Here is a 24,680-nt window from a genome sequence, read left to right as displayed (position 1 = left end):
GGTGGCTCAGGGGTAGAACTGGTCCCACATCTCCTGCATGGCAGCAGCGGGATCGGTCACGATGACGTTGTTGAAATCCTTGATAAAGGCGGCCCGCTGTTTCGGATCGGACAGCACTTCATAAGCCTGCTTTACCTGGTGCAGCTTGAGGGCTGCCTGCTCTTTCTCTTCTTCGCTCGCCCCGTGCAGCTTGTCGGGGTGGTATTGGTTCGACAGCCGTCGATAGGCTTTTTTGATGTCGTTTTCACTGGCGTTGGACTTGACGCCCAACACCCGGAAGTAGTTGTTCATGACGGATCCTGCCTCACTGGCATCGTGGAATTGACCCTGCGCTGGCCTGGTGGCGGGGCTCTTGGCAAACCAGGCTCGGCAAAAACCCGACATTTTAACGCAAACAGGCCGCCATCGCCATGGATAGGAAGCGAACAGATGGGCGTGCGGGTGGCGTCGTGCGGGGCCTCCTTAGGGGAGGTTTGGGGCCGTTTGTGACTATTTTGTCAGTTCCATGGCGACCCATGTGTGACAGGGGTTGAAAAAACGCCCGGACTGGCCGGGCGTCGAGGTCAGGGGTCAGCGCAGGCTGGCCCACAGCAGACGGGCCTTGAGCCCGAGCCATGAGCTCCAGCCGGTGGTGCTGCTCACCAGCTTCCCATCCTTGATGATGAGAAAGGTCGGTGTCACCCCCACCTGCCAGCGAGCAGCCAGCGCCCCCTGCTCATCGTTATGGGTGGGGAAGCTCAAGCCCTTCTTGCTCATGCCTAACTGCAACTGAGCGTCGTTGCCGGAGCGCAGCGCCACCGTCAGCACGTTTTCACCCTGCTGCCAGAGCTGCTCCACCGTGGGGGTGGTGAAGCGGCAGACGCCACACCAGCTGGCCCAGTAGTAGACCAGCAGCGGCTTGCCGCGGCTCTGCTCGGCCAGGCTGGTGACGGTGCCATCCTGCAGGGTGAAGGGTGCCTCCATGGCCCCTGCCGGCAGGGTGGGGCCGCGCCACAGATCCAGCAGGGTAGAGATGACCAGCGCCATCAGCAGCAGCCAGAGCGCCTCCTTGCCCCAGCGGCGCCAGCGGGGTGGCTTTACAGCTGCATCTTCCGCCATGGATTAGCTCCGCTTGGCCAGCTCGGCCTTCACCAGCTGCTCCAGCTCGTCATAGGGCACGGCGCCCGGTACCAGCTGGTTGCCGATCAGCGTTGCCGGGGTGCCCTGCACGCCAAGAAGGGTGCCGATGCGAAGGCTATTGCGCAGCTCCTCGGTGGCCTTGGCATCGGGCTTGAGGGCCGTGTTGCCGGTGGCCGCCAGCGCCTTGTTGATGTCCGCCTCGGTCAGCATCCCTTGCTTGCTCATCAGCTTGTCGTGCAGGGCGAGGAAGCGGGCCGGCTCCTGCTGCCACAAGGTCAGGCTGTACTGGGCCGCCTTGGCGGAGCTCTGTCCCTTGAACGGCAGCAGCTTGATCACCAGCCCCAGATCGTCGGGATAGGCCTTGAGCAGCTTGGTCAGCTGGGGATCGAACTGCTTGCAGTAGGGGCAGTTGTAGTCGGTGAACAGCACCAGGGTCAGCTTGGGGTACTTGGCGCCGAGGCGCGGGCTGGTGGCGCTGTTGAACAGCACATCCTGATTGCCCTTGATGAAGTCGCCGAGCTGGGCCTCCTGGGCGGCGGCGTTCTGCTTCTCCCAGGATTCGGCCGCCTCGTCGAGGATCTTGGGGTTGGCGACCAGGGTCTCGCGAATGAGCTCCTTGATGCGTGCCTCCTGTTCCGGGGTGAAGGGCGCCGCCTGCAGCAAGGGGGCGCAGAGGGTGCCGGCAACCAGGGCGGTACAGAGGGTCAGGGTGCGCAGTTTCAGGGTACGCAGGGTCATGGGATTCTCCTTAAAAATGGGGGGCATCGGCCTGGAGGAGGCCGGCCTGGTGCAACACGTCGAGCAAGTCGGCCTTGTCCAGCAGGGGTGAGAGGATCTCTCCCTCTGGCAGGCCGGGCCCGTAGATCTGGTTGAAGGGGACGGCGGCCGCGCCGCGCTGGCGCAGGAAGGCGGAGATGGCATCGCTCGGCCGGCTCCAGTCACCACGCAGGGCCACCACGTCAGGGGCCGACAGGGCGCTTTGCACCTCGTCACGCAGCAGCACGTTGTACTTGTTGGCCTTGCAGGTGACACACCAGTCGGCGGTGACGTCGACGAAGACCCGCTTGCGCTGGGCCAGCGCATCGACGATGGCCTGTTCGGAGAGCGGCTGCCAGGCAATGCGATCGACGCTGCCCGACCCCTGCGCCGTGAGGGCACCCCCCAGCAACAGGGCGCCGCCGATGAGTGCCGAGAGAGAGAGGGCCAGCGTGAAACCGCGCATGCCATAACGCCAGAGGATGCCAATCAGCAGCACCAGCAGCATGGCGGCCATCAGCCAGCCGGTGGCCGTGCTGCCCAGATGGTTGCCAAGCAGGCTCGCCAGCCAGAGGCTGGAGCCCAGCATCATCAACCCGAGCAGGATGCGCAGTCGCCCCATCCAGCGGCCCGGTTTGGGCAGCCAGAGGGCGAGGCGCGGCAAGGCCGCCACCAGCAGCCAGGGCAGGCTCATGCCAAGGCCGAGCGCCGTGAAGATGAGCCAGAGCTGGCCGAGCGGCGCCGCCAGCGCAAAGGCCACCGCGGTGCCGAGGAAGGGGGCCGAGCAGGGAGTGGCCAGGAGGGTGGCAAAGCTCCCCTGCAGGAAGTGGCCGCCGAGCCCTTTGCCGCCGCTGGTGGCGAGGCGAGTGCTGAGATTGCTGGGCAGAAGGATTTCGAACAGCCCCAGCAGGTTGGCGCAAAACAGCAGGGTCACCGCCACCATGAAGCCGATGAAACCGGCGCTCTGGAACTGGATCCCCCAGCCGACGGCGCCCTGAGACGCGCGCAGCAGGCTGCTCATGGCCGCCAGCACCCAGAAGGAGGCAATGATCCCGGCGCTGGCGGCGAGGAACTGCTTGCGCACCTGTCGCTGTTCGCTCTCTTGCTGCTGCAGCACGGTGCCCAGTTTCAGGGCCAGCACCGGCAGCACGCAGGGCATCAGGTTGAGGATGAGGCCGCCGAGCAGCGCCGCCCCCAGCAGCCAGATGAGAGGCTGGCCTGGGGCTGGCAAGGCGAGGGGATCGGCGATGGTGGCGCGGGTCTGCCAGGCCTCATCGCCGCTGCCGAGCAGCAGGCTGAGGGATTGACCGCGCAAGTCAGGGGCATCCCCCTGCCAGCCATCGCTGACCGGGACCCGGGCAATCAGTATGTTGCCGCTGACCTCGAGCGCGGGCTTGCCGAACTCGGCCCCCTCCAGCGCATCGATGAAGAGCGCAGGCTCCTGCCAGCCCTCTGCCCGCTCGGCGCGCAGCTGCAGCTGGTTGTGCTGGTAGCCGAGCTCGACCCGGGTGTCGGCAGGCAGCGCCTGCGGCAGGGTGCTCATGGTCTGGGCCCAGGCGAAGTCGAAACCGGCCGGCGCCTGCCCATCCACCGCCAGGGTGAAGGGGTAGTCGGTCAGGATGCAGACGTTGCTGCAGGTGGAGAGGCGCAAGGTGCCCTTGAGCGGCTGCCCGGCCGGGTAGTCGAGGCTCAGGGGGAAGCGCACCTGTTGCTGATAACCCTGGGTACTGAGCCCGGCCACCTCGAAGGGGCGCGGCGTGGGCCAGTGCCACTGGAAGTCGCCGACCGGCTGATCCCACAGGATCTGGGGCGCTATGCCCCCTTCACCCGGACTGCGCCAGTAGGTTTTCCAGCCGGACTCGAGGGCCACCTCGAGCAGGATGCGGGTGTGGTCAGGGACGCTGCGGTCAGCTTGCAGCCTGACCTTGGCGTGATCGTTCTGGGGGCTGGTGAGCCAGCCCGTATCGCTGGCCAATCCGCTGGATTGCCACAGCAGGCAGCCCAGCAGCAGGCTCGCCTTAAAGAGAGTTGACATAAATGTTGTCTCGCAAAAAATGAATGACAGCAGGCTCAAAAAGCGCGGCTGAACTCATTCCCGCCAGACACAGAGGGTGAGGTGAAGTCGTCGTTCGGGGGGCGACACGGCCCGTGGCGGCGGCAGTGGCGGCGTGTAGCGCCAGAGCGGGGCCAGCAGCGCGATGAGCAGGGCCACCGCAAAGAACAGCTGCTCGAGGCAGAGCAGGGTGGTGGCGCTCAACCACTTGCCGTTGAGCTGGCAACTGCTGGGCTGCGGGCTGGCGGGCGTGCCCTTGTCGGCCTGGTCGTCGGCCGTGACGAAGGAGGGCAGGGCCTGACAGCTGAGAGCGTGATCGAGCAGGGCCAGCCGGGCCAGCGGCTGGGCAGCGCAATTGAGCACCAGCAGGCAGACCAGCAGCAGGAGTCGTTTCGCCACGCGTTGTTGGTAAATCATGCTCGCCCCGTTCATCAAGATGGCCACATCCTAACGGCCAACGCCGGGTGGGGCAAGCCGCCATCTGTTTTGAGGCTCAGGGGTAGGCGGCAGGGGTGGTCGGTTCTATTTGGCGAACGCTTGTTCGCTAAAAGGGGGACCAGTATACTGCGCCGAGTCACAATCCGAGGTGTTCGATGCTCAAACTTGCCCGTGTGCTGCTGCTTGGTCTGCTGCTCATCTTCTGGTTCCTGTTCGGTCTGCTGCTTTGCCTGGTGCGTCCGCGCCATCCCAACAACGTCTATGTCTTCGCCCGCATGTACCATGCTGTCTGCCCGCTGATCGGGCTCAAGGTCCGGGTGACGGTGGCCGACGAGGTCAAATCGGTGGGGCCGGCGGTCTACGTCTGCAACCACCAGAGCAACTACGACATCTTCACCGTGACCGGCGCGGTGCAGCCCGGCGTGGTGGCAGTGGGCAAGAAGAGCCTGCTGTGGCTGCCCTTCTTCGGTCTCATCTTCTGGCTCTCCGGCAACGTGCTGATCGACCGCTCCAACCGCTCCCGCGCCATCGGCACCATCGGTCAGGTGGTGGAGCGCATCAAGAATCGCGGTACCTCCATCTGGATGTTCCCGGAAGGGACCCGCTCCAAGGGGCGTGGCCTGCTGCCGTTCAAGGCGGGCGCCTTCCACACCGCGGTACAGGCAGAGGTGCCGGTGGTGCCCATCGTCTGCTCCAGCTACTTCGGCCAGATCGATCTCAACCGCTGGGACAACGGCGAGGTGCTGCTGGAAGTGATGGCCCCGGTCTGCAGCAAGGAGCACGGTGCCGCCGGCATTCGCGATCTCTCCGACAACTGCCGTGCCCGGATGGAGGCCAAGCTGGCGGAGCTGGACAGCAAGCTCGGTCATCCCCGGGCCGCCTGAGTACACCGCTGATTGCATGAGGGAGCCGCCGGCTCCCTTTTTTATTGGTGAAAATCACCACTAGATCGGTATTTTTCGCCACCAAGATGGTATTGAAAATACCTGATAAAACCTCATCTATATGTAAGTAAAGGAAAAATCATCTTGGCACGGCTCTTGTAATGTCATGGGAAGAGATAGCCATCCCATCAACAAGGAGCCAGACCATGAGCGTATTTAGCCGCCTGACCGACGTGATCAATGCCAACCTGCACAGCCTGCTCGACAAGAGCGAAGAGCCGGAGAAGATGCTGCGGCTGATGATCGAGGAGATGGAGCAGGTCCAGGTCGAGATGAGAACCCAGGCCGCCCGCGTCATTGCCGAACAGAAGCAGCTGGAGCGTCATCAGCAGGCGTTGCAGCACCAGATCCTGGAGTGGGCGGCCAAGGCCGAGCTCGCCATCCAGAAGGGGCGTGAGGACCTGGCCCGGGCCGCGCTGACCGAGAAGCTGGCCGAGGTCAAAAAATGCGAACAGCTGGAGCAGGACAAGGCGCGGGTCGCCGAGGTGCTGGCCCAGCTCACCGCCGACAGCGAGCGGTTGGCCGCCAAGCTGACCGAGGCGCGCGAGAAGCAGAAGCTGCTGACCCTGCGCGAGCAGACCGCCCACAGCCGGCTGCGGGCCCGTGCCCAGGTGGACAACCAGCGCATGCACGAGCTGATGGCCCGTTTTGACGGCTTTCAGGGCCGGGTCGATCAGCTGGAAGCCCAGCTGGAGGCGGCAACCCTGGGGCAGAACCCCTCGCTGGAGGCCCAGTTCCGCGAGCTGGAGCTGAACGACGAGATTGAACGGGAGCTGGCCCGCCTCAAGGGCCAGAAGGTGGAGGCATAACCATGACGCCCTGGCCGAAGGATCTTGCCCATCGCAAGCTGACCGGGGTCTGTGCCGGCATCGCCAACGGGCTGGGGCTCTCCAGGGTGACGGTGCGGGTCGCGGCCCTGGTGGCGCTGATCCTGATGCCGCCCCTGGCGCTGGCCGCCTATCTGCTGGCGGTGCTGATCATGCCGCCCCGTCGTGAATTGAAGCGCTGGCTGGATTGACCCCGGGTCACTCAGCGGCATTAACCCAGTGAGGAGCAAAACATGCTGGAATTTATCGTCTTGATGCTGGTTCTGGTCGGCATGGCGCTGGCCGGGTTCACCGTGCTGGCCATGCTGCTGGTGAGCGGCGTCTTCGTGCTGTTTGGCGCCCTGGCCGGCATGTTTGCCCTCATCATCAAGCTGGCGCCCTGGTTGCTGGTGCTGCTGGTGGTGTGTTGGTTCATCAGCAGCCGGCGCAAGCAGGCCAATACCTACCGTTGACACTCCCTGTTACCGGCTCCTTCCTTGGCCGCTGCGTGCAGCTGCCTTTTTTGTCTGGGTGGTGGAGTGCTGGTTTCAGCAGCCGGCGCAAGCAGGTTAACCAACCTGCCGTTGACACTCCCTGTTACCGGATCCTTCCTTGGCCGCTGCATACCGCGGCCTTTTTTGTATCTGGGTGGTGGAGTGCTGGTTTCAGCCGCCGGCGCAAGCAGGTTAATCAACCTGCCGTTGACACTCCCTGTTATCGGATCCTTCCTTGGTCGCTGCGTGCAGCGGCCTTTTTTGTGTCTGGGCGGTGGCCAGCCAGGACTGACTGCAGGCGAGCCAGTGCTCCGGCTGGGTGATCAGCTGCTCCTTGAAGGCCTTGCTCTGCTGCTTGAGCCGGTATTCGAGGCGCAGCGCCGCCCCTTTCTCGCCGACGGCCTGCTGCCACGCCAGGGTCAGCGGTCCCTTGCCACGCAGGGCGCGGGACCCCTTGCCGCTCTGATGCTGGCTCAGGCGGCGGAGCGGGTCCGTGCTGATCCCGGTATAGAGCAGGCCGCTGGCAGTACGCACCATGTAGATGAACCAGTGGCTGGCGGGTGGAGTGGCAGCCGGTTCGGCGCCGGGAGCGGGTTCTCTCATTCGATCTCTCTGTGCCACACTCAATAGCAGCTCAAGGAGGTGCGATGCGAGCGTGGTGGTGGTTGTGGTGTTTGCTGTCGATATCGGCTCATGGCGAGACGCTGCGTCTCTACGACTATCATCAGCACCCCCCCTTCATGACCGGGGAGCAGACCGGTCTGAGCCGGGATCTAGTCAAGTATCTCAATGAAAAGCTTGGCGGAGAACCCAGGCTGGAACTTTGGCTGGTGAATCGGGCCAGACTGGCGCTGGAGATGTCGGACCCCGGCTTCGACGGCCTGGTGGCCTGGGTCAATCCCGCCTGGGTGGGGGATCCCCAGCGCGAGCTCTACCTCTGGACCTTTCCCATCATGCGCGATACCAACGAGCTCATCTCCAGCGTCGCCAGGCCGGTCATCTATCGCGGGCCCGACTCACTGAAGGGGATGACCTTCGGCGGCATCGAGGGGTATCGCTATCAGGGCATCGACGAGGCGGCGGCCAGGGGCGATCTGGTGCGGGTCGATGCCAAGAAGGTCAAGACCAACTTCAGCCTGCTGGTGCGCGGCCGCATCGACGTGACCCTGGTGCCGGGCTCGGCGCTCACCTTCTTCACCCATGACCCGGCCTTCGAGGGCAAGCTGTTCGTCTCGCCCTTTGCCCAGTCCAGCTATACCCGCCACATCCTGTTGCCAAAATCCCGCAGCGCACTGCACAGCCGGCTGAATGACATCGCCGAGCAGATGGACCGGGATCCCAAGTGGCACGCCATCCTGGAATCCTACCGCGGCAGACCCTGAGCGTCGGCGTTGCGGCGCAGATGGCGCCCGAGCTTGTGCAGCGGCAGCAGGCTCACCAGCAGGCCGGCCCAGACGAAGGCAAACCCCACCGATTTCACCGGATCCGGCGTCTCGCCAAACCAGAAGATGGCGAGCAGGAAGGCGAGGCTGGGCTCAATGTACTGCAGCAGACCCACCGTGCTCATGCGGGTGCGCATCATGCCGTAGCAGAACAGCCCCACCGGCAGCAGGGTCGCGGGGGCGCTGCCCATCAGCAGCAGTCGCTCGGTCCAGTCACCGGCCACGAACTGGCTGGCGCCGCTCACCGCCAGAGCGCCGATGATCAGCAGGGCAACGGGCAGTTGCACCAGCGCCTCGAGATAGAGACTGACGCCTGCGTCATAGTGGACCTTCTTCTTGAGCAGACCGTAGAGGGCGAAGTTGGCCCCCATGATGAGGGAGAACCAGGGCAGCTGGCCGTAAGAAAAGAGCATGTAGGCCAGCCCCGCCAGCGCCAGTGCCACCGCCAGGTGTTTTTGCAGGGTGAGCCTCTCTTTGAGGAACAACACGGCAAACACGATGTTGAACAGCGGCGTCATGAAGAAGGCGAGGCTGGTGGCCAGCACCTGGCCTGTGGTGAGGCACCAGGTGAACATGCACCAGCTGATGGACATGACGGGGCCGGCCAGCAGGATGAGGCCGAGCTGGCGCGGTTCGCTGCGCAGTCGCGCCCAGGGCACCCGGTAGCCGATGAGGAGGAACAGGACGCCCAGCAGCACCGCCGACCAGAGTACCCGGTGGGAGAGCAGCTCCCACATGTTGACTGCGGGCATGAACTGGTAATAGAGGGGCAGCATGCCCCACAGCACGAATGAGAGGGCCGCGCTGCCGGTGCCCATCCAGTTCTTCATCTCGCTCCGTTTATTAAATTAAACAAATGTGGCTGCATGATAAGTATCTGCTGAATCTTTCACAAGCAGGATCCGGCGGAAAACTCTGCTACTATCGGGCCCATGAACCGACTCGACAGTTTGTTTGAACAGATCCGTGCCTGCCGCCTGTGCGAGGCACACTTGCCGCTCGGGCCCAGACCGGTGATCCGTGGCAGCGAGCGGGCCCGTCTGCTGATCATCGGCCAGGCTCCCGGCACCCGGGTGCATGCCAGCGGCATCCCCTGGGACGATCCCTCGGGCGATCGCCTGCGCCAGTGGCTCGGGGTGGACAAGGCCACCTTTTACGATGAATCCCGTATCGCCATCATGCCGATGGGGCTCTGTTACCCCGGCAAGGGCAAGTCGGGGGATCTGCCGCCGCGCCCCGAATGTGCACCCACCTGGCACGACAAGGTGCTGATGCTGCTGCCCAACATCGAGCTGACTCTGCTGATCGGCCAGTATGCGCAAGCCTACTACCTGCGGGATGCGGCGAAAGGGTCGCTGACCGAGACGGTACGCAGCTGGGCTGACTACGGCCCGGCCTGGTTGCCGCTGCCGCACCCGTCCCCGCGCAACACCTTCTGGCTCAAGAAGAATCCCTGGTTCGAGCAGGATGTGATCCCCCATCTGCAACAAAGGGTCGCCCCACTGCTGGGGTGACCCTCGCTGGTTAGAGAGCCGGTTCGACCTGCGGTTTGGGCTTGCTGCGGGCCATGGCGATGAGCGGCAGTATGATGCACAGGCACCCCAGCAGCAGCGGCAGTCCCGGCTGCTCATCGAACAGCCATACCCCGATGGCGACCGCCATCAGCAGGCCGGTGTACTCTGCCGAGGCTATTTTGCTCGCCTCCGCCTTGCGATAGGCCACCACGCACAATCCCGCATAGACCATGATCAGCGCCGAAGAGCCGAAGGCGGGCCACCACATCTGCCACTGCCAGTCGCCCCCTTCCCACCAGGCCAGCGCCATGATGAAGGGCATGCTCAACACGTTGGTAAAGAACAGGGTCTGGGCGATGGGCTGCTGGAGCGGGATCCGCTTGATCAGCAGATTGTTGAGCGCCATGGAGAGCGCCACCCCGAGCGCCGCCAGCGCCGCCCAGTTCACCTCGGTGGGGCGCAGCACGATCAGCACCCCGACAAAGCCGATGAAGGCGGTCAGCACCTTCTGGCGCGAGATCGCTTCCCCCGCCAGCCACACCGCCAGCGGTACCATCATCAGCGGCGCGGCATAGAAGAGGGCGTTGGCGGTGGCCAGCGGCAGCCGGGTGAGGGCGATCACCATCAGGCAGACGCCGACGGCCCAGATATGGGCCCGCAGCAGATGCCACTTGAGCGCCACCGGCGGGTTGCGACGCCATGACCAGAGCAGCCAGGGGGCCAGCAGGATGGCGGCGGAGAGCTGGCGGAAGAAGACGAACTGGAACACCGGCTGGTCCGGCTCCAGCACCTTGACCAACGCGTCGGAAAAGACCGCCACCATATTGCCCAGCACCAGATAAAGGATGCCGATCCCCACTGCATTCATACCACCTCCCATGTTTGATGAGGGAAGGGTAGCCCGCGTGCCGTTATCCAGTAAAATGATAAAAAATCACCATGCATGAGAATTTTGGATAATGAAACTGCCTCCCCTGCGTGCCGTTCAATACTTCGAAGTGGTTGCCCGCCTGCTCAGCTTTTCTCGCGCCGCGATTGAGCTGAACGTCAGCCAGAGTGCGGTCAGCCACCAGATCCGCCTGCTGGAGGATTTTCTGGGGGAGCGGTTGTTGCTGCGCCAGGGCCGGCTGCTGTCGTTGACGGCGCAGGGGGAGGTCTATTTCGAGGGGATCTCCGCCGGGCTCGGCCAGATTGCCCAGAGCAGCGAGCAGTTGCGCGGTGGTGGCGAAATGCGGATCCGGCTCGCTGTCTACAGCTCGTTTGCGGTGAAGTGGCTGATCCCGAGGCTGGCAGGGCTGCGCCAGCTCTATCCCGAGCTGGATCTCAGCCTGGAGATGGTGGCGGAGGATCCTGAACTCTCCGATCGGGTGGCGGACTGCTTCATCACTGTCTCCCCTAAGGGGCCTGGCTATATGCACGATCTGCTCTATCGGGAGCGGCTGATGCCGGTGTGCAGCCGGCGGCTGTGGCAGCAGGTGGAGGGGGAGTGGCCTGCGGCCCTGTGGCAACTGCCGCTGCTCTCCATCCAGGCGATCTACAAGGAGAAGGGGGAGGATTGGCGGCGCTGGGCCGACGTGGGCGGGCTGACGATCGCCCCCGAGGCGAGGATGCACCATTTCAGCCACATTCTGCTGGCACTGGAGGCGGCCAACTGGGATCAGGGGGTGGCGCTCATCAACGACTATATGCTGCAGCCGGAGGATCCTGGTCTGGTACGACTGCCGCTGCATGCACTGGAGACCGGGGACAACTTCTATTTCGTCTGCAAGCGTTCGCGTGTCCATGAGCCCGCCATCAGCCGGCTGCGCCAGTGGCTCTGGCAGGAGGCGCAAGCCAGCCTGCGTCCCGGCGAGAATGAACCGCTCAGGCGAGTTTGAATCGGCTTAGCACGAGCAGGTTGGTGGCGGAGATCCAGCGAAGGGTCGAGATATGGAGTGGCCTGACAGCAAGGCTCAGGCCACTTAGGTTCAGGCTTTCTTGAACTGGCTCAGGATAAACAGGCTGGTGGCGCAGACCACCACCGAAGGGCCGGCCGGGGTGTCCTGATACCAGGAGAGCAGCAGTCCGCCGAGCACGGCAAGGCAGCCGATGAGGGCGGCAAAGCCGGCCATCTGTTCCGGTGTCCGGCTGAAGCGGCGGGCCGTTGCCGCAGGGATGATCAGCAAGGAGGTGATGATCAGCGCCCCGACGAACTTCATCGCCACGGCGATCACCAAGCCAATCAGCAGCATCAGCACGCAGCGCAGTACATCGACCCTTACCCCTTCCACCCGCGCCAGCTCTTCGGAGATGGTCATGGAGAGCAGGGGATCCCACAACCGCCACAGGGTGAGCAGCACCAAGGCGCCGCCGCCATAGATCCAGAGCAGGTCCATCGGCTGCACCGAGAGCAGGTCGCCGAACAGGTAGGCCATCAGATCCACCCGCACGTTGTCCATGAAGCTCAAGGTAACCAGGCCGAGCGACAGGGCGCTGTGGGCCAGGATGCCGAGCAGGGTATCGGTGGCTACCTGCTGGTTGCGGCTCATGATCACCAGCAGCATGGCCATGGCGAGGCAGCAGACCACCACCGCCAGGGTGAGGTCCACCTGCAGCAGGATGCCGAGCGCGATGCCGAACAGGCAGGCGTGGGAGAGGGTGTCGCCAAAATAGGCCATCTTGCGCCACACCACGAAGCTGCCGAGGGGACCGGCCAGCAGGGCGATGCCGAGGCCGGCCGCGAGGGCGTATAACAGAAAGCTGTCCACTTGATGATCCTGTCGGGTACGTTATTGATTGCGGGAGGGCAGGCGAATGACGGGGGCCTGCGGTTCATGATGATGGTGTTCGCCGTCGCAGTGGTGATGGTGGGTGTAGACCGCCAGCACCTCCTGCTCTGGTCGACCGAACAGGCGGGCAAATTCGGGGTGGCGAGCCACGCTCTCCGGTTCGCCGTGACAGCAGACGTGGCGGTTGAGGCAGATCACCTCGTGGGTGCTGGCCATCACCAGGTGCAGGTCGTGGGAGACCATCAGCACGGCACAGTTGAACTCGGCGGCCAGCTGGCTGATGAGGGCGTAGAGCTCGATCTGGCCGTTGATATCCACCCCTTGCACCGGCTCGTCCAGCACCAGCAGCTCGGGTTTGACCAGCAGAGCGCGGGCCAGCAGCACCCGCTGCATCTCGCCGCCGGAGAGCTTTTGCATCCGGTTGTCCAAGAGATCTTCCGCACCGACCCGGTTCAGCGCCTCCTCGATGGAGAGGCGGCCATTCTTGCCAAGCTGCAGGAAACGGCGCACCGTCAGCGGCAAGGTGGGATCCAGATAGAGGCGCTGGGGCACATAACCGACCCGCAGGTCGCGGCTGCGGGTGATGTGGCCCGAATCCGGCGTGAGCAGGCCCAGTACCAGCTTGCTCAAGGTACTCTTGCCCGCTCCGTTGGGGCCGACCAGGGTAGTGATTTTGCCTTTGTTCAGGGTAAAGGAGACCTTGTCGAGCACGGATCGTCCATCAAAGGAAAGACAGACCTCTTTCAGCTCCACCAGTTGGGTCATGACAGCTCCGGGGTTTACAGCCTGTGAGAGTTATAATATAACAATAACGTTGGTTTGTTATAATATCACACACACACTTCCTGACGAGATCTCTATGCGAATTCTTGCCCTGATCACTGCCCTGCTGGCGGTGAGTCTGCCTGTCCGTGCCCTCGAGGTGCTGACCACCATCAAGCCGCTGGGTTTCATCGCGGCCGCCATCACCGACGGCGTGAGCGAGCCCAAGGTGCTGCTGCCGACCGGCGCCTCGCCCCATGATTTTTCCCTGCGCCCCTCCGATATTCGCAGCATCAATGAGGCCGATCTGGTGGTTTGGGTCGGCCCCGAGCTGGAAGGCTTCATGGCCAAACCGCTGGCCAAGCATCCCCATGTGTTGACCTTGACCCGGGTCGAAGGGATGCCGCTGTTCGATTACAGCAAGCAGGCCGGTCACGAAGAACATGCTGACGAGGGGCATGAAGGTCATGATCACGATGGTCATGAGGGGCACCACCACGAGGGCGTCGATCCCCACATCTGGCTGGGGCCGACCCAGGCGCTGGTCATTGCCAATGCCCTGAGCGAAACCCTGAGCGCTCAGGATCCGGCCAACGCCGAGCGTTATCGCGCCAACCTGCTGGCGTTCAAGGCCAAGGTAGAGGCCAAGGACAAGGTGATTGCCGAGCAGATGAAGGCGGTGAATCAGAAGGGCTACTTCGTGTTTCACGAGGCCTATGGCTACTGGGAGCGCCACTATGGCATGAGCTCCAAGGGCCACTTTACCGTGAGCCCGGAGCGACGTCCTGGCGCCAAGACCCTGGTGGAGATCCGCAAGGCGCTGGAAGAGAAAAAGGCGAGCTGCATCTATGCCGAGCCGCAATTCTCGCCGGCGGTGATCGAGTCGGTGGCCCGCAATACCGGTGCCAAGGTGCTGCTGCTGGACGAAGTGGGTGAGCAGGTACCGCTCGGTCCGGATGGCTATCCCCGGTTCATGCAGCAACTGGCCGACGCTTTCGCCGAGTGCCGCTGACAGAGCTGCCGAGCCGTCGTGCTCATCGATGGGGCGAGCACAGCCAACTATACTGACCTCCAGCATCTGACAGGGAGTGTCTTGTATGAAATGGCTGCTCGTTCCCACCTGCACGTTGGCGCTATGCTGTGCCAGCGTGCAGGCATCCCGCCTCTCCGAATATATCGCCAGCCCCGAGTTGCGGGCAAAATTGCAGGAAGTGTATGGTGGTCGTGCCATTCAGCGGGCCGAGGCATTTTCGCGCCTGCTCACGCCCAGGGCCGGTACCACGGATCAGCAGAAGATCGAGCTGGTGAACAACTACTTCAACAACCTGACCTACAGCGATGATCCCAGGTTGTGGGGAGAAGCGGATTACTGGGCCAATCCGCTGGAGTTCATCGGCGCCCGCGGTGGCGACTGCGAGGATTACAGCATCTCCAAGTACTACACCCTGATGGAGCTGGGGGTGGACGAGAAGAAGTTGCGGCTGGCCTACGTCAAGGCGGTGCGTTACAACCAGTTCCACATGGTGACGCTCTACTTCGCGACCCCCAAGTCGGATCCAATGGTACTCGACAACATCAACAGCCGGATCCTGCCCGGCAGCAAGCGAACCGACCTTATCCCCGTTTACAGCTTTGATGCCAAAAGCATCTGGATCATGAAGTCCCGCCGTGAAGGGACGCTGGCAGGCAGTGCCGACAGGTTGGCGCAGTGGACGTCGATGAAGACCCGGTTCTCCAGCGAGCAACTGCGCTCCCCCCGCCGCGAGCTATAGCTTGCCCGCGGTTTTCAACTCCTCGAAATATTTGGCCGCGCCCGGATGCTGATCGATGCTCAGCACCGGGCCGGTTTTATTGCGTGCCTGGTGGAACAGGTTGGCGTAGCCGTAGGTCTGCTCATTGAACTTGGTTTGCTGGGCTAGCATGGCCTTGGTCAGGCGGTAAACATCGGCTTCCGGCGTGCTGGCGGTGGTCACCAGGGTAGCTGCGATGGCAAAGGTCGGCGTCGCCTTGAGGTTGCCCGGGTAGATGCGAGCAGGCACCTGACTGCGCTGGTAGTACTTCACCCCCTTGAGCAGCTGATCCCGGGTCGCTCCCTCGATCGGCAGAAAACGCACGGCGCAGCGTTTGGCTGTATCCAGCACGATACGGTTGGGGTGGCCCATCACCAGGCCATAGGCATCGATCTGCTTGCTGCAGAGCGACTCGGCCAGATTGGCCACGCTCTTGAGATCGAGATCCTGCTCCTTGGCACCCAGCACGTTGAACAGGGCGAGCGCCGTCTGGCGGGTGCCTGAGCTCTTGAGCCCCATGTCGATGGGGGCCAGTTTGAGCTGCTCCAGGCTGGTGATATCGCCGTCGGCCCGCACCACTATGGTGAAAGGCTCGGCGTGGGTAGCGAAGATGGCTCTGAGCTCTGGCTGCGGTTGACTGGCATACGGACCCAGGCCGTGACTGGCCTGATAAAGCCAGTCCGACTGCACCAGCGCATAGCGGGTCTCGCCACTCTTCAGCTGGCGCAGATTTTCGATGGAGCCCGAGGTCGCCTGCAGCTTGCACTGCAATCCGGCATCGCTCTTGTTGGCCAGCCGACAGAACTCTTTGGCGATCTGGTGATAGATCCCCTGCTCACCGCCGGTGGCGATGGTCATAGTGTCGGCCAGCAGCGGCAGTGGGCACAGCAGAGCGAGCAACAATCCGGTCTTGTTCATCATGCCTCCTTGCTGGCATAGCCATCGATGCCCCAGTTGCGCAGGGTATCGATATCCTGAATGTCGCCGGCCTCCGCCAGCAGGGTGTAGCCCGCGCTGTGCAGGCACTGGGCCACCAGATTCCAGTAGAGCGGGGCCTGGCTTGGCTGGCAGCTGATGAAGACTGGGTTGATGGGGTCGAGCTGATTGAAGGTCTCGTTGGTCATCGGGATGGCGCTGAAAGCCATCTCCACGCCCTGTTCCTGCAAGGCGGCCAGCCGCTCCTGGGCAAGGGGCGGCACATGTTCCTGATCCCAGCGCCAGTCGAGGGTCTTGCCTCTGCCCTTGGCCAGCAGGGCAGAAAATTGCGTCCAGTCAGCATGGCCAAGCAGGCTGAGCGGCAGTTGCAGCCCCTCGACCGTGTGGTGCAACCAGAGATCGAGCAGGTGCCGGATCTCGTCCGGCGAGCTGTCCAGCGAGGGGGTGACCTCTGGAATGAGGCGGCTGTAGAGGCGAATGCTGCCCTGGGTCGAGAAGAAATGTTGTTGCAGCAGACCTTCTCCCGCCTCCGCCAAGGTTTGCAGCGGCTGATTTGATATGGCGACCTGTTTGCTGAGCTGGCTGATCTTGAGCCGCTGTTGCAGCAGATCCCGTTTTCGTTCGGACACCAGCTGGTTGACCGAGGCCACCAGCTCCTTGAGATCCTGCAGCCAGGGGGAGGCCAGATTGCCGCTGAACTGGCGCTTGCGGATCTTCACCAACTGCTGGTTGATCTGCTCGAGCGGGCGTAGCAGCCGGTTGCAGACCCAGGAGATCACCAGGGTGAATACCAGCAGACCGGCCAGCAGCGCCGTGCCGGTACGGCTGATGGCATTCCACAGGTGCTGGTAGGCATAACCCGTGTGCCCTTCCAGGGTGAGGGTGCCCAGCATGCGCCAGCCATCGGTCAGCTCCTGCTCAATTTTTACCGGCGGCATGTCGATAACAGAGGGGAGCCAGGTCGGCACGTTTTGCTGCGCCGTGTGAAAGACCTTCTGAAACAGCACCTGGCCATCGGGATCCAGCAGGGTGACCGCACTGACGAAGCCGCCGTCGAACATGGCGTTGACGATGGTTTCGGCCAGTACCTTGTCATCGTTGAGCAGGGTGCCCTGCAGCACCAGGCCGAGGGCCGTGATGGCGGTTTCCAGATTGGCAGACATCTGATCGAGGATGGACTGGCGTACCGTGGTGACCTCCAGCATGAACAGCAGGATGGTCCCGGCCAGGAACAAGATCAGGATGATTCGATTTAACAGTTTCGCTAACGACATATCCACTCCATGGAAAATTTATCGCAACATGCTGAAACCTTGGGTCTGATGCGAGCGGACCCGGCTCTTAAAAATAGGAAAAAAATGGTTAAAAAAGACGATCATTTCTGCCCATAAAGGAATGTTATGCATAAAATGTGAGGTTCATGCAGATTGCTATGAACTAATTGTGAGTATTTAGGTCAAACAATCAGTTTTATACGGTTTCATAACAAACAAACTGACCACTAACACCCTTAGATCTAATGACAGGATAGCGGATGAAACGTCTCCGTCCCTTGGTAGCGCAGGCTGCCAATTGGGAACCCCCGGTTCCCCGCAAACACTTTTACGCCATGCTATTGCTGACCGCCATGACGCTGTCAGCGGTAGCCATATTGCCAGCACCGGGTGACATCCTGGAGCGGCCATTGCGTCTGGAGTTGCCGATCGCCACCAACGGCACCGCAACCAACGAAGACAATACGGACTTCAACGACATCCCGGATCACGAGCTGGTGGAAGCCGCGACCCCGGAAGATGACATCCCGACCGATGCCACCCCCCAGTGGCAGGATTATCGGGTACGAAACGGCGAAAACCTGACCACCATCTTCAACAACCTGGGTCTATCCACCACCACCCTCTACAAGGTGCTGGATGCCGATACCAAGAACAATCTGGCACGTCTCAAGCCCGGTCAAACCATCGAGCTGCTGATCGATCAGGACAACATACTGCAGCAGATGAAGATTCGTCTGAACATCAAGCAGACCCTGATCCTGGAGCGCACCGACGACACCTACAGCGCCAACATGCTCAATGAAGAGGTGGAGTGGCAGAAGAAGGGGTATGACGGGGTCATCAACGGCAGTTTTTACGTCAGTGCCCGCAATGCGGGGATCCCGGCCAACCACATCCAGAAGATTGCCAACCTGTTCCAGTGGCGGCTCAACTTCGCCAAGGATCTAAAAAAGGGCGACAAGTTCAAGGTGCTGGTACGCCAGGAAACGGTCGAGGGCAAGAGCACCGGCAATACCCAACTGCTGGGGGTGGAAGTGTTCAGCCAGGGCCAGAGCGTGTCTGCCTGGTTGTCTGAAGATGGCAACTACTACGATGGCCAGGGCAACAGCCTGGAGCGCGGCTTCCGCCGTTATCCGACCCACAGCCGCTACCGGGTCAGCTCCAGCTTCAACCCGAACCGCCGTCACCCGATCACCGGCCAGGTGCGTCCCCACGAGGGCACCGACTTTGCCCTGCCGGTCGGCACCCCCGTGATGGCAACCGGTGACGGCGTCGTGCTGAAGGCGACCAGCCACCCGCTGGCCGGCACCTATGTGGTGATCAAGCACGGTCGTACCCTGATGACCCGTTACCTGCACCTGAGCAAGCTGCTGGTCAAGCCGGGCCAGAAGGTGAAAATGGGTGACAAGATTGCGCTCTCCGGTAACACCGGTCGTTCCACCGGTGCCCACCTGCACTACGAGGTGCGGATCAACAACCGTCCGGTCGATGCCATGAAGGTCAAGCTGCCGATGGCTGAACCGCTCTCCGGCAAGGAGAAGCGTCAGTTCCTCGCCAAGGTGAAGAGCTATCGCAAGGAGATGGAGGCCGGTTGATGCCTCTCTCGCCGACACAAAAAGGCCCCGCCACTCTGGCGGGGCCTTTTTGTTGGCTGGTGGTCATCAATAGCCCTTGTCGAAGTCTATCTTGCCGTCCAGCGGTTGGCCGTCGATGAAACGGATGTAGTTGCGCACGAAGATCTGGGCCACATCTTCGGGGAAGCTGTAGGCGCTGTTGTGTGGCGTGATGATGAGGTTGGGCTGGCCCCAGAGCGGGCTGTCGGCGGGCAGCGGCTCCTGTGCGAACACGTCCAGCACCGCCATGCCCAGCTTGCCGGTGCGCAGCGCCGTGAGCAGGTCACCCTCGTGGATGGCGTTGCCGCGTCCCACGTTGAACAGGATGGCGCCCGGTTTGCAGTGTTCGAAACGGGGGGCGGTGAAGAGGTGATGTGTCTCGCGGGTGGCGGGCAGGACGCTGACAATGACGTCTGCCTGTGCCAGCACCTTGTTGAGGGCTGGTAGCTGATACACCTGATCGAAGCCGGCCCGCTCGCGGCCGCTGCGGCTGATGCCAAGCACCTTCATGCCGAAGTGCTTGCCGGTGTGGGCTATGTGCTGGCCTATGCTGCCGGTACCCAAGATCAGTAAGGTGCGTCCCTTGAGGCCGTGATAGGGGTGGCTTTGCCACAGCCGCTGCTTCTGCTGCTCCCGATAGAGCTGCAGCTGGCGCATCAGGCTGAGCAGATGGCCAAACACGTATTCGCTCATCAGCGGGCCGAAGATGCCGCGCACGTTGGTGAGCTGATAGTCGCGGCGGCAGCTGGCATCCAGCAGCACGTCGACTCCAGCGTAGGTGGACTGCAGCCAGCTGAGCTTGCCGGCCTTGGCCAGCAGCGGTTTGGCCCGCGCCGGTTCAGCCATCAGAATATGGGCTTCGCCGATCAATTTTTCGGCCTCGCCCTGGTTGTCGGCCCGCAGAATGCGCAAATGGGGGAGGTGGGCCGCCTTGAGCAGGCGCTCATAGTGAGCATTGTCCTGGCTGAGCAAAAGAAGGGTACGTTGACTCATACTCTTGTTCCTTATCAGATTTGCGGCGCGGGAGAGAGGCCGCTCTGTCCTCATCTTACCCGAGTTGACCGGCCAACATAGCCGACCAGGCCGCTTTTTCGTTTTCGCGCGGCCCCTCGTGGGCTACAATCTGCCCCACATTTTGCAAAGGATCCGACTCCAGTGTTTGGTGACAAGTTTTATAAGCGACTGGCCGAGCTACAGCCTTGGCAACAGACCGTCTACACCCTGGCGCTGGCAGAGCGCATGTACCCCAACTATGCGCTGTTTTCCCAGGCCTCCGGTTTCGGGGATGCGAAGGCATTTCGCCACGCCCTGGATCAGATGTGGAATTACCTGACGGTGAAGGGTTCCCGCGTCAATCTGGGGGCGATCCTGGAGGCGTTTGAAGTCTATATTCCCGAGCCTGGCAAATTCGAGTCCTACGGTGCCTATCCGGCGCTGGATGCCTGCGTGGCGCTGGGCTGTGCCTACAACTCGGTGATCTGCCGGGTGGGTGAAGAGGCCAACGATGCCAGCCACGCGTCGGTCGGTACTGTGGCCGGTTTCATCGAGATGCTGGAAGAGCGCGACCTCACCGATGAGGAGCTCTACGAGCACGAATACATGGAAGCCGAGCTGGAGTTCCAGGTCGAGCTGCTCAAGCGGGTTGCCCATGAGCGCGACAGCGACCGCATTCTGGCGATCCGTACCTTTGCGGCCCAGGATGGCGTCTCCAATATCGGCATCAGCCTGGAAGAGTGAGCGCACTCTCCCCGGCCCATAAAAAAAGGTTCTTCGCGGGATCTTGGGGAAGTGGAAGTTGACAGACAGGGTGCTGGTAAACTGGCTGTCTCCAAACACACCACCACCATCACCCTGCTGTCGCCGTGCATCATATTGATATTGCCTCCTTCTGGCCAGGTTATACCGTCATCGCCCAAGCGCTTTCTGCCAACCATCACACCCTGTTTACCCTTGAGCCTCGCGCCGACTTCTTGCCCCGTTGTCGCCGATGCCTGCAACCCACGCCATTGATCCACGACCAACGTATCCGCCGGGTGCGTGAGCGAGACCTATTTGACCGACAAGTCTGGTTACAACTGCCTGTTCGCCGCGTCGACTGTCTGCGCTGTGGTCGCGTCAGTGAACATATCGACTGGCTCCCCTCTGGCTCCCGCCTCACCCGGCGCATGCAGTGCTGGATTGAAGCGCTCGTTCAGTACCTCCCCATCCGCCATGTCAGCCAGCTCACCGGGGTCGGTTGGCACACCATCAAGGAGATCGACAAGCGCCGTTTGCAGACCAGTGTGGGCACCATCGAACTTGGGGAGGTGCGGCGGCTGGTGATGGATGAGTTTGCCCTGCACAAGGGACACCGCTATGCCACCGTGATCATGGATGCCGAGCGAACCCGCGTCCTGTGGGTGGGGCACGGCAACAGCCGGGCCGCTATCCGTCCCTTCTTCGAGCAGCTCGGCGAGCGATGCCAGCAGATTGAAGCGGTGGCGATGGACATGAACACGGCGTTCGACCTGGAGGTGAAGCAACACTGCCCGCAGGCGGAGGTGGTCTACGACCTGTTCCACGTGGTGGCTCGCTATGGCCGAGAGGTGGTGGACCGGGTGCGAGTGGAGCAGGCGAATGCACTGAAAAGCGATAAACCGGCGCGAAAAGTGGTCAAAAGTGCGCGTTGGTTGCTGCTACGTAATCGGGCGAAGTTGAGTGAAAAACAGGATGTGAAGTTGCAGGAGCTGTTGGCGGCGAATCAACCGCTGGCGATGGTGTACGTGCTGAAAGAGGGGTTGAAGGGCATCTGGTATGCGCCGAGCGTGTGGGAAGGATGGCGACGATGGCGGAGCTGGATGCGGCAGGTGAAGGAAAGCGGGCTAGCGCCGCTGCAACGATTTGGTCGAAATTTATCGAAATATATGCGGGGGATCCTGGCGAGTGCAAACTACCCGATGCACACGAGTGTGCTGGAAGGGGTGAACAACAAGATCAAAGTGATAAAGCGTATGGCATATGGATTTAGGGACTCAGAATACTTTTTTCTGAAAATCAAGGCGGCCTTCCCCGGAAAGCCGCGATGAACCTAAAAAAAGCTCCCGTTCGGGAGCTTTTTTTATGCCCGCTCCTCGGTGAGGGGCCGGACGCTCAGCACTGGGGCCGCGTCTATCTCATCGGCATTCATCATGGCCGAGATGCGCTGCAGGGAAGAGAGCAACAGAGTCTGCTCCCAGACCTCAAGTGCCTGAAAGCGCTGGATGAAGCGCTCCTGCAGCGGGGTGGGTGCCTGGGCCAGCAGGGCGCGGCCTGCGTCAGTCAGCGTCGCATGCACCTTGCGCTTGTCGGTTTCGCTGCGGATGCGCTGCACCAGCTGGCGGCTCTCGAGGCGGTCCATGATGGTGGTGGCGGTGGCCTGGCTCATGTTGGTGTGATCCGCCAGCTGGCGCATGGAGATCTGGCCCAGCTCGTCGATCCCCTTGAGCAGCAAGAGCTGGGGCGAGGTCAGGCCGGCCTCCTTGATCAAGCGCTTGGAGTGCATGTCGATGGCACGAATTATCTGGCGCAGGGCGACCAGCACTTCATCATGTTTTTCCATGGGGAACGAATCGTCGAGGGGCTGTTGAGAGGCGCAAAATTCTCCGCCTAATTCGTCACAAGGTCAATATGGTTTTTACTGTAATGATTTCTGCTCTAATCATTTTTGTGTTAGGTTAGCGGGCATTTTCCGAATTTTGACCCGACCTTTGAGGAGCAAGATGATGAGTGACGAACTGGACATCAAGTCGCTGGCGGCCGACCTTCGGGTGGTCAGAGTGCGTTATGAACTGCCTGATACCTCGGCTTTCGTGCGTTACCAGCCTGCCTATGACGAAGACCCCAACAACCTCAAGGTGCACCACTACGATGGTGAGCTGCCCCTCTCCTGCAGTGAGACTGGTTCTTTCAACCTAAAGGAGTTGGTGAATGAATTGCGTTACGCCTATGTGCTGGTGCACCTCTTCCCGGACGAGAGCGCGATGAACTTCTATCTGACCGGGCTTGATACCGGGCTGGCCCAGCTGGAGTTCATCGGCGGATCCTACGACTTCAACCGGCTCTGGATCACCAGCGGCATTTCCAACCTGGGCGTGCCCATGGCCATCTTCCTCGGCAAGCGTCATGCGGTGAATGGCCAGCCTTCGGTCAGCCTGGTGGACCACCGGGTGCAGACGGCCGGCAAGCTGGTCTACCGCGCCATCGGTGGTGCCGGTGATCACGTGGGTGAAGACTTTTTCAACAACGACTAAGGAGGCCAGATGAGAGCAAGCAAAGGGCTATTCAAAGGTCTCAACCCGACCATGGCCATGACGGCACTCACCGTCATCACCCTGTTCCTGCTGTTCGGGGTGTTCGTCCCCGAAACCGCCGCCAGCTGGTTTGTCGGCGCCAAGGATCAGATCATTGCCGGGTTCAAGTGGTACTACATTCTGGTGGTCGCCCTGTTCCTGTTCTTCGCTGTCTACCTGATGTTCAGCCGCTTTGGCAGCATCCGGCTGGGTGACGACGACCAGGTACCGGAGTTCGGCTACTTCGCCTGGTTTGCCATGCTGTTCAGCGCCGGCATGGGCATAGGCCTGGTGTTCTGGAGCATCGCCGAGCCGATGAACCATCTGCAGGGCAACCCCTTCATCACCGAAGGGATGACCCCGGAAGCGGCCCAGATCGCCATGCGCCTCACCTTCTTCCATTGGGGCCTGCATCCCTGGGCCATCTACGTGATCGTCGGCCTGTCGCTCGCCTTCTTCAGCTATCGGCGCAAGCTGCCGCTGGCCATCCGCTCCGTGCTCTATCCGCTGCTCGGCGATCGCATCTACGGCTTCTGGGGCCATGCCGCCGACGTGCTGGCGGTGTTCGGCACCGTGTTCGGGGTGGCCACCTCCCTTGGCCTGGGGGTCTCCCAGATGAACACTGGTCTCAACCAGATGTTCGGCATGGGAGTATCGCAAGCAAACCAGCTCTGGCTGATCGGCGGCATCAGCCTGATCGCCACCTTGTCGGCGGTTTCCGGGGTCGGGCGGGGGGTCAAGCTGCTCTCCGAGCTCAATATCTGGCTGAGCGTGTTCGTGCTGGGCCTCTTCCTGGTGCTGGGGCCGACCACCTACATCCTCAACGCCTATGTGCAGAACATCGGTGATTACCTGCAAAACATCGTCAAGCTGAGCTTCTGGACCAACACCGAGGCCAACGGCACCTCGGCCTGGCAGTCGAGCTGGACCGCCTTCTACTGGGGCTGGTGGATTGCGTGGGCGCCGTTTGTCGGCATGTTCATCGCCCGCATCTCCAAGGGGCGTACCATCCGCGAATTCGTGCTCGGCGTGCTGCTGGTGCCCTCGCTGCTCGGCATGTTCTGGCTCACCGTGTTCGGCGGTACCGCCATGAATCTGGAGCTGTTCGGCGGTGGCGGCGTGGTGGCCGCGGTCAATCGGGATGTGACCCTGGCGCTCTACCAGACGGTGGAACTGCTGCACTGGGAGACCTTCGGCTGGATCGCCAAGGGGGTGCTGACCCTGCTGATCTGTACCTACTTCATCACCTCCAGCGACTCGGGCACCCTGGTGATCACGACCCTGCTCTCTATCGGCGATCAGGATCCCCCTGTGCTGCACCGCGCCATCTGGGGGCTGGGTCAGGGGCTGGTGGCCGCCATTCTGCTGGTCTCCGGCGGGCTGGCCGCCTTGCAGGCCGCCAGCATCATAGCGGCGCTGCCCTTCTCGGTGATCATGCTGGCCATGTGCTACTCGCTGATGCTGGGGCTCAAGCAGGAGAGCCAGCACCAGTTCGAATACCGGCAAAAGCTCAAGCGCCACGACGGTTCAACCCACATGAGCCTGCTGGAGCGGATCGGGCCAGCCTGACGTTGCTTCATCCTGTTCAGGCCGCCATCAAGCAGCCAAACAAAAGGGGAACCTCGCGGTTCCCCTTTTTCATGGCTGATCAGCTGCCGCTG

At 62.0% G+C, this 24,680-nt stretch carries 28 protein-coding genes; 14 read left to right on the top strand and 14 right to left on the bottom strand.

Going from position 1 to position 24,680, the window contains the following annotated elements:
* Positions 1–6: 6 nt before the first annotated feature.
* The 5 genes from atcJ to C2U40_RS19150 form a co-directional block, all read right to left on the bottom strand.
* Positions 7–291 (bottom strand): cold adaptation protein ActJcold adaptation protein ActJ, encoded by a 285-nt coding sequence (atcJ, locus tag C2U40_RS19170; protein ID WP_005305278.1) that lies wholly within the window; start codon positions 289–291, stop codon positions 7–9.
* A gap of 279 nt (positions 292–570) precedes the next feature.
* Complete coding sequence (locus C2U40_RS19165; protein ID WP_103827046.1) at positions 571–1,098, bottom strand: protein disulfide oxidoreductase; 528 nt, start codon at positions 1,096–1,098, stop codon at positions 571–573.
* 3 nt (positions 1,099–1,101) lie between these two features.
* Entirely contained in the window at positions 1,102–1,857 is a 756-nt protein-coding gene (locus C2U40_RS19160) for a DsbA family protein (RefSeq protein ID WP_103827045.1), read from the bottom strand.
* Positions 1,858–1,867: 10 nt separating this feature from the next.
* Entirely contained in the window at positions 1,868–3,910 is a 2,043-nt protein-coding gene (locus C2U40_RS19155; protein WP_103827044.1) for a protein-disulfide reductase DsbD family protein, read from the bottom strand.
* A 54-nt stretch (positions 3,911–3,964) separates the two neighbouring features.
* Positions 3,965–4,345 carry a hypothetical protein gene (locus tag C2U40_RS19150; protein ID WP_103827134.1) on the bottom strand — a complete coding sequence of 127 codons (381 nt, stop codon included), beginning with the start codon at positions 4,343–4,345 and terminating at the stop codon, positions 3,965–3,967.
* 176 nt (positions 4,346–4,521) lie between these two features.
* Between C2U40_RS19150 and C2U40_RS19145 the strand changes: the two genes are divergently transcribed.
* The 4 genes from C2U40_RS19145 to pspG all read left to right on the top strand — a co-directional run bounded on the left by C2U40_RS19145 (position 4,522) and on the right by pspG (position 6,589).
* Positions 4,522–5,250, top strand: coding sequence for a 1-acylglycerol-3-phosphate O-acyltransferase (locus tag C2U40_RS19145; RefSeq protein ID WP_016352068.1), 729 nt, complete (start codon positions 4,522–4,524; stop codon positions 5,248–5,250).
* A gap of 206 nt (positions 5,251–5,456) precedes the next feature.
* Positions 5,457–6,119, top strand: a complete 663-nt coding sequence (gene pspA / locus C2U40_RS19140; protein ID WP_024945598.1) for a phage shock protein PspA — start codon at positions 5,457–5,459, stop codon at positions 6,117–6,119.
* Between the two features lie 2 nt (positions 6,120–6,121).
* Complete coding sequence (locus C2U40_RS19135; protein WP_103827043.1) at positions 6,122–6,328, top strand: PspC domain-containing protein; 207 nt, start codon at positions 6,122–6,124, stop codon at positions 6,326–6,328.
* Between the two features lie 42 nt (positions 6,329–6,370).
* The gene (gene pspG / locus C2U40_RS19130; protein WP_010636066.1) at positions 6,371–6,589 is read left to right on the top strand and encodes an envelope stress response protein PspG; all 219 of its coding nucleotides are present in this window, start codon (positions 6,371–6,373) and stop codon (positions 6,587–6,589) included.
* A gap of 213 nt (positions 6,590–6,802) precedes the next feature.
* Here pspG and C2U40_RS19125 read toward each other — a convergent pair whose 3' ends face one another.
* Positions 6,803–7,213 carry a GIY-YIG nuclease family protein gene (locus C2U40_RS19125; protein WP_103827042.1) on the bottom strand — a complete coding sequence of 137 codons (411 nt, stop codon included), beginning with the start codon at positions 7,211–7,213 and terminating at the stop codon, positions 6,803–6,805.
* 44 nt (positions 7,214–7,257) lie between these two features.
* On the opposite strand from C2U40_RS19125, the gene C2U40_RS19120 reads away from it, so the two are divergent.
* Positions 7,258–7,992 (top strand): substrate-binding periplasmic protein, encoded by a 735-nt coding sequence (locus C2U40_RS19120; RefSeq protein WP_041216483.1) that lies wholly within the window; start codon positions 7,258–7,260, stop codon positions 7,990–7,992.
* On the opposite strand, the gene rarD is transcribed toward C2U40_RS19120, so the two are convergent.
* On the bottom strand, positions 7,974–8,882 hold the full coding sequence (gene rarD, locus C2U40_RS19115; protein WP_103827041.1) for an EamA family transporter RarD: 909 nt from the start codon (positions 8,880–8,882) through the stop codon (positions 7,974–7,976). The two genes, C2U40_RS19120 and rarD, sit on opposite strands and share 19 nt — an antisense overlap.
* A gap of 102 nt (positions 8,883–8,984) precedes the next feature.
* Here rarD and C2U40_RS19110 point away from each other — a divergent pair, with 102 nt between their 5' ends.
* Positions 8,985–9,566, top strand: a complete 582-nt coding sequence (locus C2U40_RS19110; RefSeq protein ID WP_102987937.1) for a uracil-DNA glycosylase family protein — start codon at positions 8,985–8,987, stop codon at positions 9,564–9,566.
* 10 nt (positions 9,567–9,576) lie between these two features.
* Here the strand turns inward: C2U40_RS19110 and C2U40_RS19105 are convergent, their stop codons facing one another.
* Positions 9,577–10,434, bottom strand: a complete 858-nt coding sequence (locus C2U40_RS19105; protein ID WP_011707447.1) for a DMT family transporter — start codon at positions 10,432–10,434, stop codon at positions 9,577–9,579.
* A gap of 91 nt (positions 10,435–10,525) precedes the next feature.
* Here C2U40_RS19105 and C2U40_RS19100 point away from each other — a divergent pair, with 91 nt between their 5' ends.
* Positions 10,526–11,443 (top strand): LysR substrate-binding domain-containing protein, encoded by a 918-nt coding sequence (locus C2U40_RS19100; protein WP_043160693.1) that lies wholly within the window; start codon positions 10,526–10,528, stop codon positions 11,441–11,443.
* A gap of 90 nt (positions 11,444–11,533) precedes the next feature.
* Here the strand turns inward: C2U40_RS19100 and znuB are convergent, their stop codons facing one another.
* A complete protein-coding gene (gene znuB, locus C2U40_RS19095) occupies positions 11,534–12,313 on the bottom strand; it encodes a zinc ABC transporter permease subunit ZnuB (RefSeq protein WP_011707445.1) in 780 nt (259 codons plus the stop codon).
* Positions 12,314–12,334: 21 nt separating this feature from the next.
* Positions 12,335–13,099 (bottom strand): zinc ABC transporter ATP-binding protein ZnuC, encoded by a 765-nt coding sequence (znuC, locus tag C2U40_RS19090; protein ID WP_039214049.1) that lies wholly within the window; start codon positions 13,097–13,099, stop codon positions 12,335–12,337.
* A gap of 94 nt (positions 13,100–13,193) precedes the next feature.
* Between znuC and znuA the strand changes: the two genes are divergently transcribed.
* Together znuA and C2U40_RS19080 are read left to right on the top strand one after the other, a co-directional pair.
* Positions 13,194–14,108 carry a zinc ABC transporter substrate-binding protein ZnuA gene (znuA, locus tag C2U40_RS19085; protein ID WP_011707443.1) on the top strand — a complete coding sequence of 305 codons (915 nt, stop codon included), beginning with the start codon at positions 13,194–13,196 and terminating at the stop codon, positions 14,106–14,108.
* Between the two features lie 85 nt (positions 14,109–14,193).
* The gene (locus tag C2U40_RS19080; RefSeq protein ID WP_103827040.1) at positions 14,194–14,868 is read left to right on the top strand and encodes a transglutaminase-like cysteine peptidase; all 675 of its coding nucleotides are present in this window, start codon (positions 14,194–14,196) and stop codon (positions 14,866–14,868) included.
* On the opposite strand, the gene C2U40_RS19075 is transcribed toward C2U40_RS19080, so the two are convergent.
* Both C2U40_RS19075 and C2U40_RS19070 read right to left on the bottom strand, forming a co-directional pair.
* Complete coding sequence (locus C2U40_RS19075; RefSeq protein WP_043164593.1) at positions 14,863–15,804, bottom strand: TAXI family TRAP transporter solute-binding subunit; 942 nt, start codon at positions 15,802–15,804, stop codon at positions 14,863–14,865. The two genes, C2U40_RS19080 and C2U40_RS19075, sit on opposite strands and share 6 nt — an antisense overlap.
* Positions 15,804–17,096, bottom strand: coding sequence for a LapD/MoxY N-terminal periplasmic domain-containing protein (locus tag C2U40_RS19070; RefSeq protein WP_103827039.1), 1,293 nt, complete (start codon positions 17,094–17,096; stop codon positions 15,804–15,806). The genes C2U40_RS19075 and C2U40_RS19070 overlap by 1 nt, the downstream gene beginning before the upstream one ends.
* 260 nt (positions 17,097–17,356) lie before the next feature.
* On the opposite strand from C2U40_RS19070, the gene mepM reads away from it, so the two are divergent.
* Positions 17,357–18,694, top strand: coding sequence for a murein DD-endopeptidase MepM (mepM, locus tag C2U40_RS19065; protein ID WP_016352056.1), 1,338 nt, complete (start codon positions 17,357–17,359; stop codon positions 18,692–18,694).
* 66 nt (positions 18,695–18,760) lie between these two features.
* Here the strand turns inward: mepM and C2U40_RS19060 are convergent, their stop codons facing one another.
* A complete protein-coding gene (locus C2U40_RS19060) occupies positions 18,761–19,705 on the bottom strand; it encodes a D-2-hydroxyacid dehydrogenase (RefSeq protein ID WP_103827038.1) in 945 nt (314 codons plus the stop codon).
* A gap of 162 nt (positions 19,706–19,867) precedes the next feature.
* Between C2U40_RS19060 and C2U40_RS19055 the strand changes: the two genes are divergently transcribed.
* Together C2U40_RS19055 and C2U40_RS19050 are read left to right on the top strand one after the other, a co-directional pair.
* Positions 19,868–20,449 carry a YjaG family protein gene (locus C2U40_RS19055; protein ID WP_011707437.1) on the top strand — a complete coding sequence of 194 codons (582 nt, stop codon included), beginning with the start codon at positions 19,868–19,870 and terminating at the stop codon, positions 20,447–20,449.
* 125 nt (positions 20,450–20,574) lie between these two features.
* Positions 20,575–21,777 (top strand): ISL3-like element ISAeme19 family transposase, encoded by a 1,203-nt coding sequence (locus C2U40_RS19050; RefSeq protein WP_081000878.1) that lies wholly within the window; start codon positions 20,575–20,577, stop codon positions 21,775–21,777.
* 32 nt (positions 21,778–21,809) lie between these two features.
* Here C2U40_RS19050 and C2U40_RS19045 read toward each other — a convergent pair whose 3' ends face one another.
* Positions 21,810–22,289 (bottom strand): MarR family winged helix-turn-helix transcriptional regulator, encoded by a 480-nt coding sequence (locus C2U40_RS19045; protein WP_011707436.1) that lies wholly within the window; start codon positions 22,287–22,289, stop codon positions 21,810–21,812.
* Between the two features lie 163 nt (positions 22,290–22,452).
* On the opposite strand from C2U40_RS19045, the gene C2U40_RS19040 reads away from it, so the two are divergent.
* Together C2U40_RS19040 and C2U40_RS19035 are read left to right on the top strand one after the other, a co-directional pair.
* Positions 22,453–22,980 (top strand): hypothetical protein, encoded by a 528-nt coding sequence (locus C2U40_RS19040; RefSeq protein ID WP_011707435.1) that lies wholly within the window; start codon positions 22,453–22,455, stop codon positions 22,978–22,980.
* 9 nt (positions 22,981–22,989) lie between these two features.
* The gene (locus C2U40_RS19035; protein WP_103827379.1) at positions 22,990–24,588 is read left to right on the top strand and encodes a BCCT family transporter; all 1,599 of its coding nucleotides are present in this window, start codon (positions 22,990–22,992) and stop codon (positions 24,586–24,588) included.
* Positions 24,589–24,680: the final 92 nt, after the last annotated feature.

It is taken from the genome of Aeromonas sp. ASNIH4 (assembly GCF_002934425.1).
GTDB lineage: Bacteria > Pseudomonadota > Gammaproteobacteria > Enterobacterales > Aeromonadaceae > Aeromonas > Aeromonas hydrophila.
This window is presented reverse-complemented; position numbering and strand designations above follow the sequence as displayed.

Excerpts from the sequence above, each read along its gene's own strand:
- atcJ (WP_005305278.1), bottom strand. The coding sequence starts at position 291 with ATGAACAACTACTTCCGGGTGTTGGGCGTCAAGTCCAACGCCAGTGAA.
- C2U40_RS19165 (WP_103827046.1), bottom strand. The coding sequence starts at position 1,098 with ATGGCGGAAGATGCAGCTGTAAAGCCACCCCGCTGGCGCCGCTGGGGC.
- C2U40_RS19160 (WP_103827045.1), bottom strand. The coding sequence starts at position 1,857 with ATGACCCTGCGTACCCTGAAACTGCGCACCCTGACCCTCTGTACCGCC.
- C2U40_RS19155 (WP_103827044.1), bottom strand. The coding sequence starts at position 3,910 with ATGTCAACTCTCTTTAAGGCGAGCCTGCTGCTGGGCTGCCTGCTGTGG.
- C2U40_RS19150 (WP_103827134.1), bottom strand. The coding sequence starts at position 4,345 with ATGATTTACCAACAACGCGTGGCGAAACGACTCCTGCTGCTGGTCTGC.
- C2U40_RS19145 (WP_016352068.1), top strand. The coding sequence starts at position 4,522 with ATGCTCAAACTTGCCCGTGTGCTGCTGCTTGGTCTGCTGCTCATCTTC.
- pspA (WP_024945598.1), top strand. The coding sequence starts at position 5,457 with ATGAGCGTATTTAGCCGCCTGACCGACGTGATCAATGCCAACCTGCAC.
- C2U40_RS19135 (WP_103827043.1), top strand. The coding sequence starts at position 6,122 with ATGACGCCCTGGCCGAAGGATCTTGCCCATCGCAAGCTGACCGGGGTC.
- pspG (WP_010636066.1), top strand. The coding sequence starts at position 6,371 with ATGCTGGAATTTATCGTCTTGATGCTGGTTCTGGTCGGCATGGCGCTG.
- C2U40_RS19125 (WP_103827042.1), bottom strand. The coding sequence starts at position 7,213 with ATGAGAGAACCCGCTCCCGGCGCCGAACCGGCTGCCACTCCACCCGCC.
- C2U40_RS19120 (WP_041216483.1), top strand. The coding sequence starts at position 7,258 with ATGCGAGCGTGGTGGTGGTTGTGGTGTTTGCTGTCGATATCGGCTCAT.
- rarD (WP_103827041.1), bottom strand. The coding sequence starts at position 8,882 with ATGAAGAACTGGATGGGCACCGGCAGCGCGGCCCTCTCATTCGTGCTG.
- C2U40_RS19110 (WP_102987937.1), top strand. The coding sequence starts at position 8,985 with ATGAACCGACTCGACAGTTTGTTTGAACAGATCCGTGCCTGCCGCCTG.
- C2U40_RS19105 (WP_011707447.1), bottom strand. The coding sequence starts at position 10,434 with ATGAATGCAGTGGGGATCGGCATCCTTTATCTGGTGCTGGGCAATATG.
- C2U40_RS19100 (WP_043160693.1), top strand. The coding sequence starts at position 10,526 with ATGAAACTGCCTCCCCTGCGTGCCGTTCAATACTTCGAAGTGGTTGCC.
- znuC (WP_039214049.1), bottom strand. The coding sequence starts at position 13,099 with ATGACCCAACTGGTGGAGCTGAAAGAGGTCTGTCTTTCCTTTGATGGA.
- znuA (WP_011707443.1), top strand. The coding sequence starts at position 13,194 with ATGCGAATTCTTGCCCTGATCACTGCCCTGCTGGCGGTGAGTCTGCCT.
- C2U40_RS19080 (WP_103827040.1), top strand. The coding sequence starts at position 14,194 with ATGAAATGGCTGCTCGTTCCCACCTGCACGTTGGCGCTATGCTGTGCC.
- C2U40_RS19075 (WP_043164593.1), bottom strand. The coding sequence starts at position 15,804 with ATGAACAAGACCGGATTGTTGCTCGCTCTGCTGTGCCCACTGCCGCTG.
- C2U40_RS19070 (WP_103827039.1), bottom strand. The coding sequence starts at position 17,096 with ATGTCGTTAGCGAAACTGTTAAATCGAATCATCCTGATCTTGTTCCTG.
- mepM (WP_016352056.1), top strand. The coding sequence starts at position 17,357 with ATGAAACGTCTCCGTCCCTTGGTAGCGCAGGCTGCCAATTGGGAACCC.
- C2U40_RS19060 (WP_103827038.1), bottom strand. The coding sequence starts at position 19,705 with ATGAGTCAACGTACCCTTCTTTTGCTCAGCCAGGACAATGCTCACTAT.
- C2U40_RS19045 (WP_011707436.1), bottom strand. The coding sequence starts at position 22,289 with ATGGAAAAACATGATGAAGTGCTGGTCGCCCTGCGCCAGATAATTCGT.
- C2U40_RS19040 (WP_011707435.1), top strand. The coding sequence starts at position 22,453 with ATGAGTGACGAACTGGACATCAAGTCGCTGGCGGCCGACCTTCGGGTG.
- C2U40_RS19035 (WP_103827379.1), top strand. The coding sequence starts at position 22,990 with ATGAGAGCAAGCAAAGGGCTATTCAAAGGTCTCAACCCGACCATGGCC.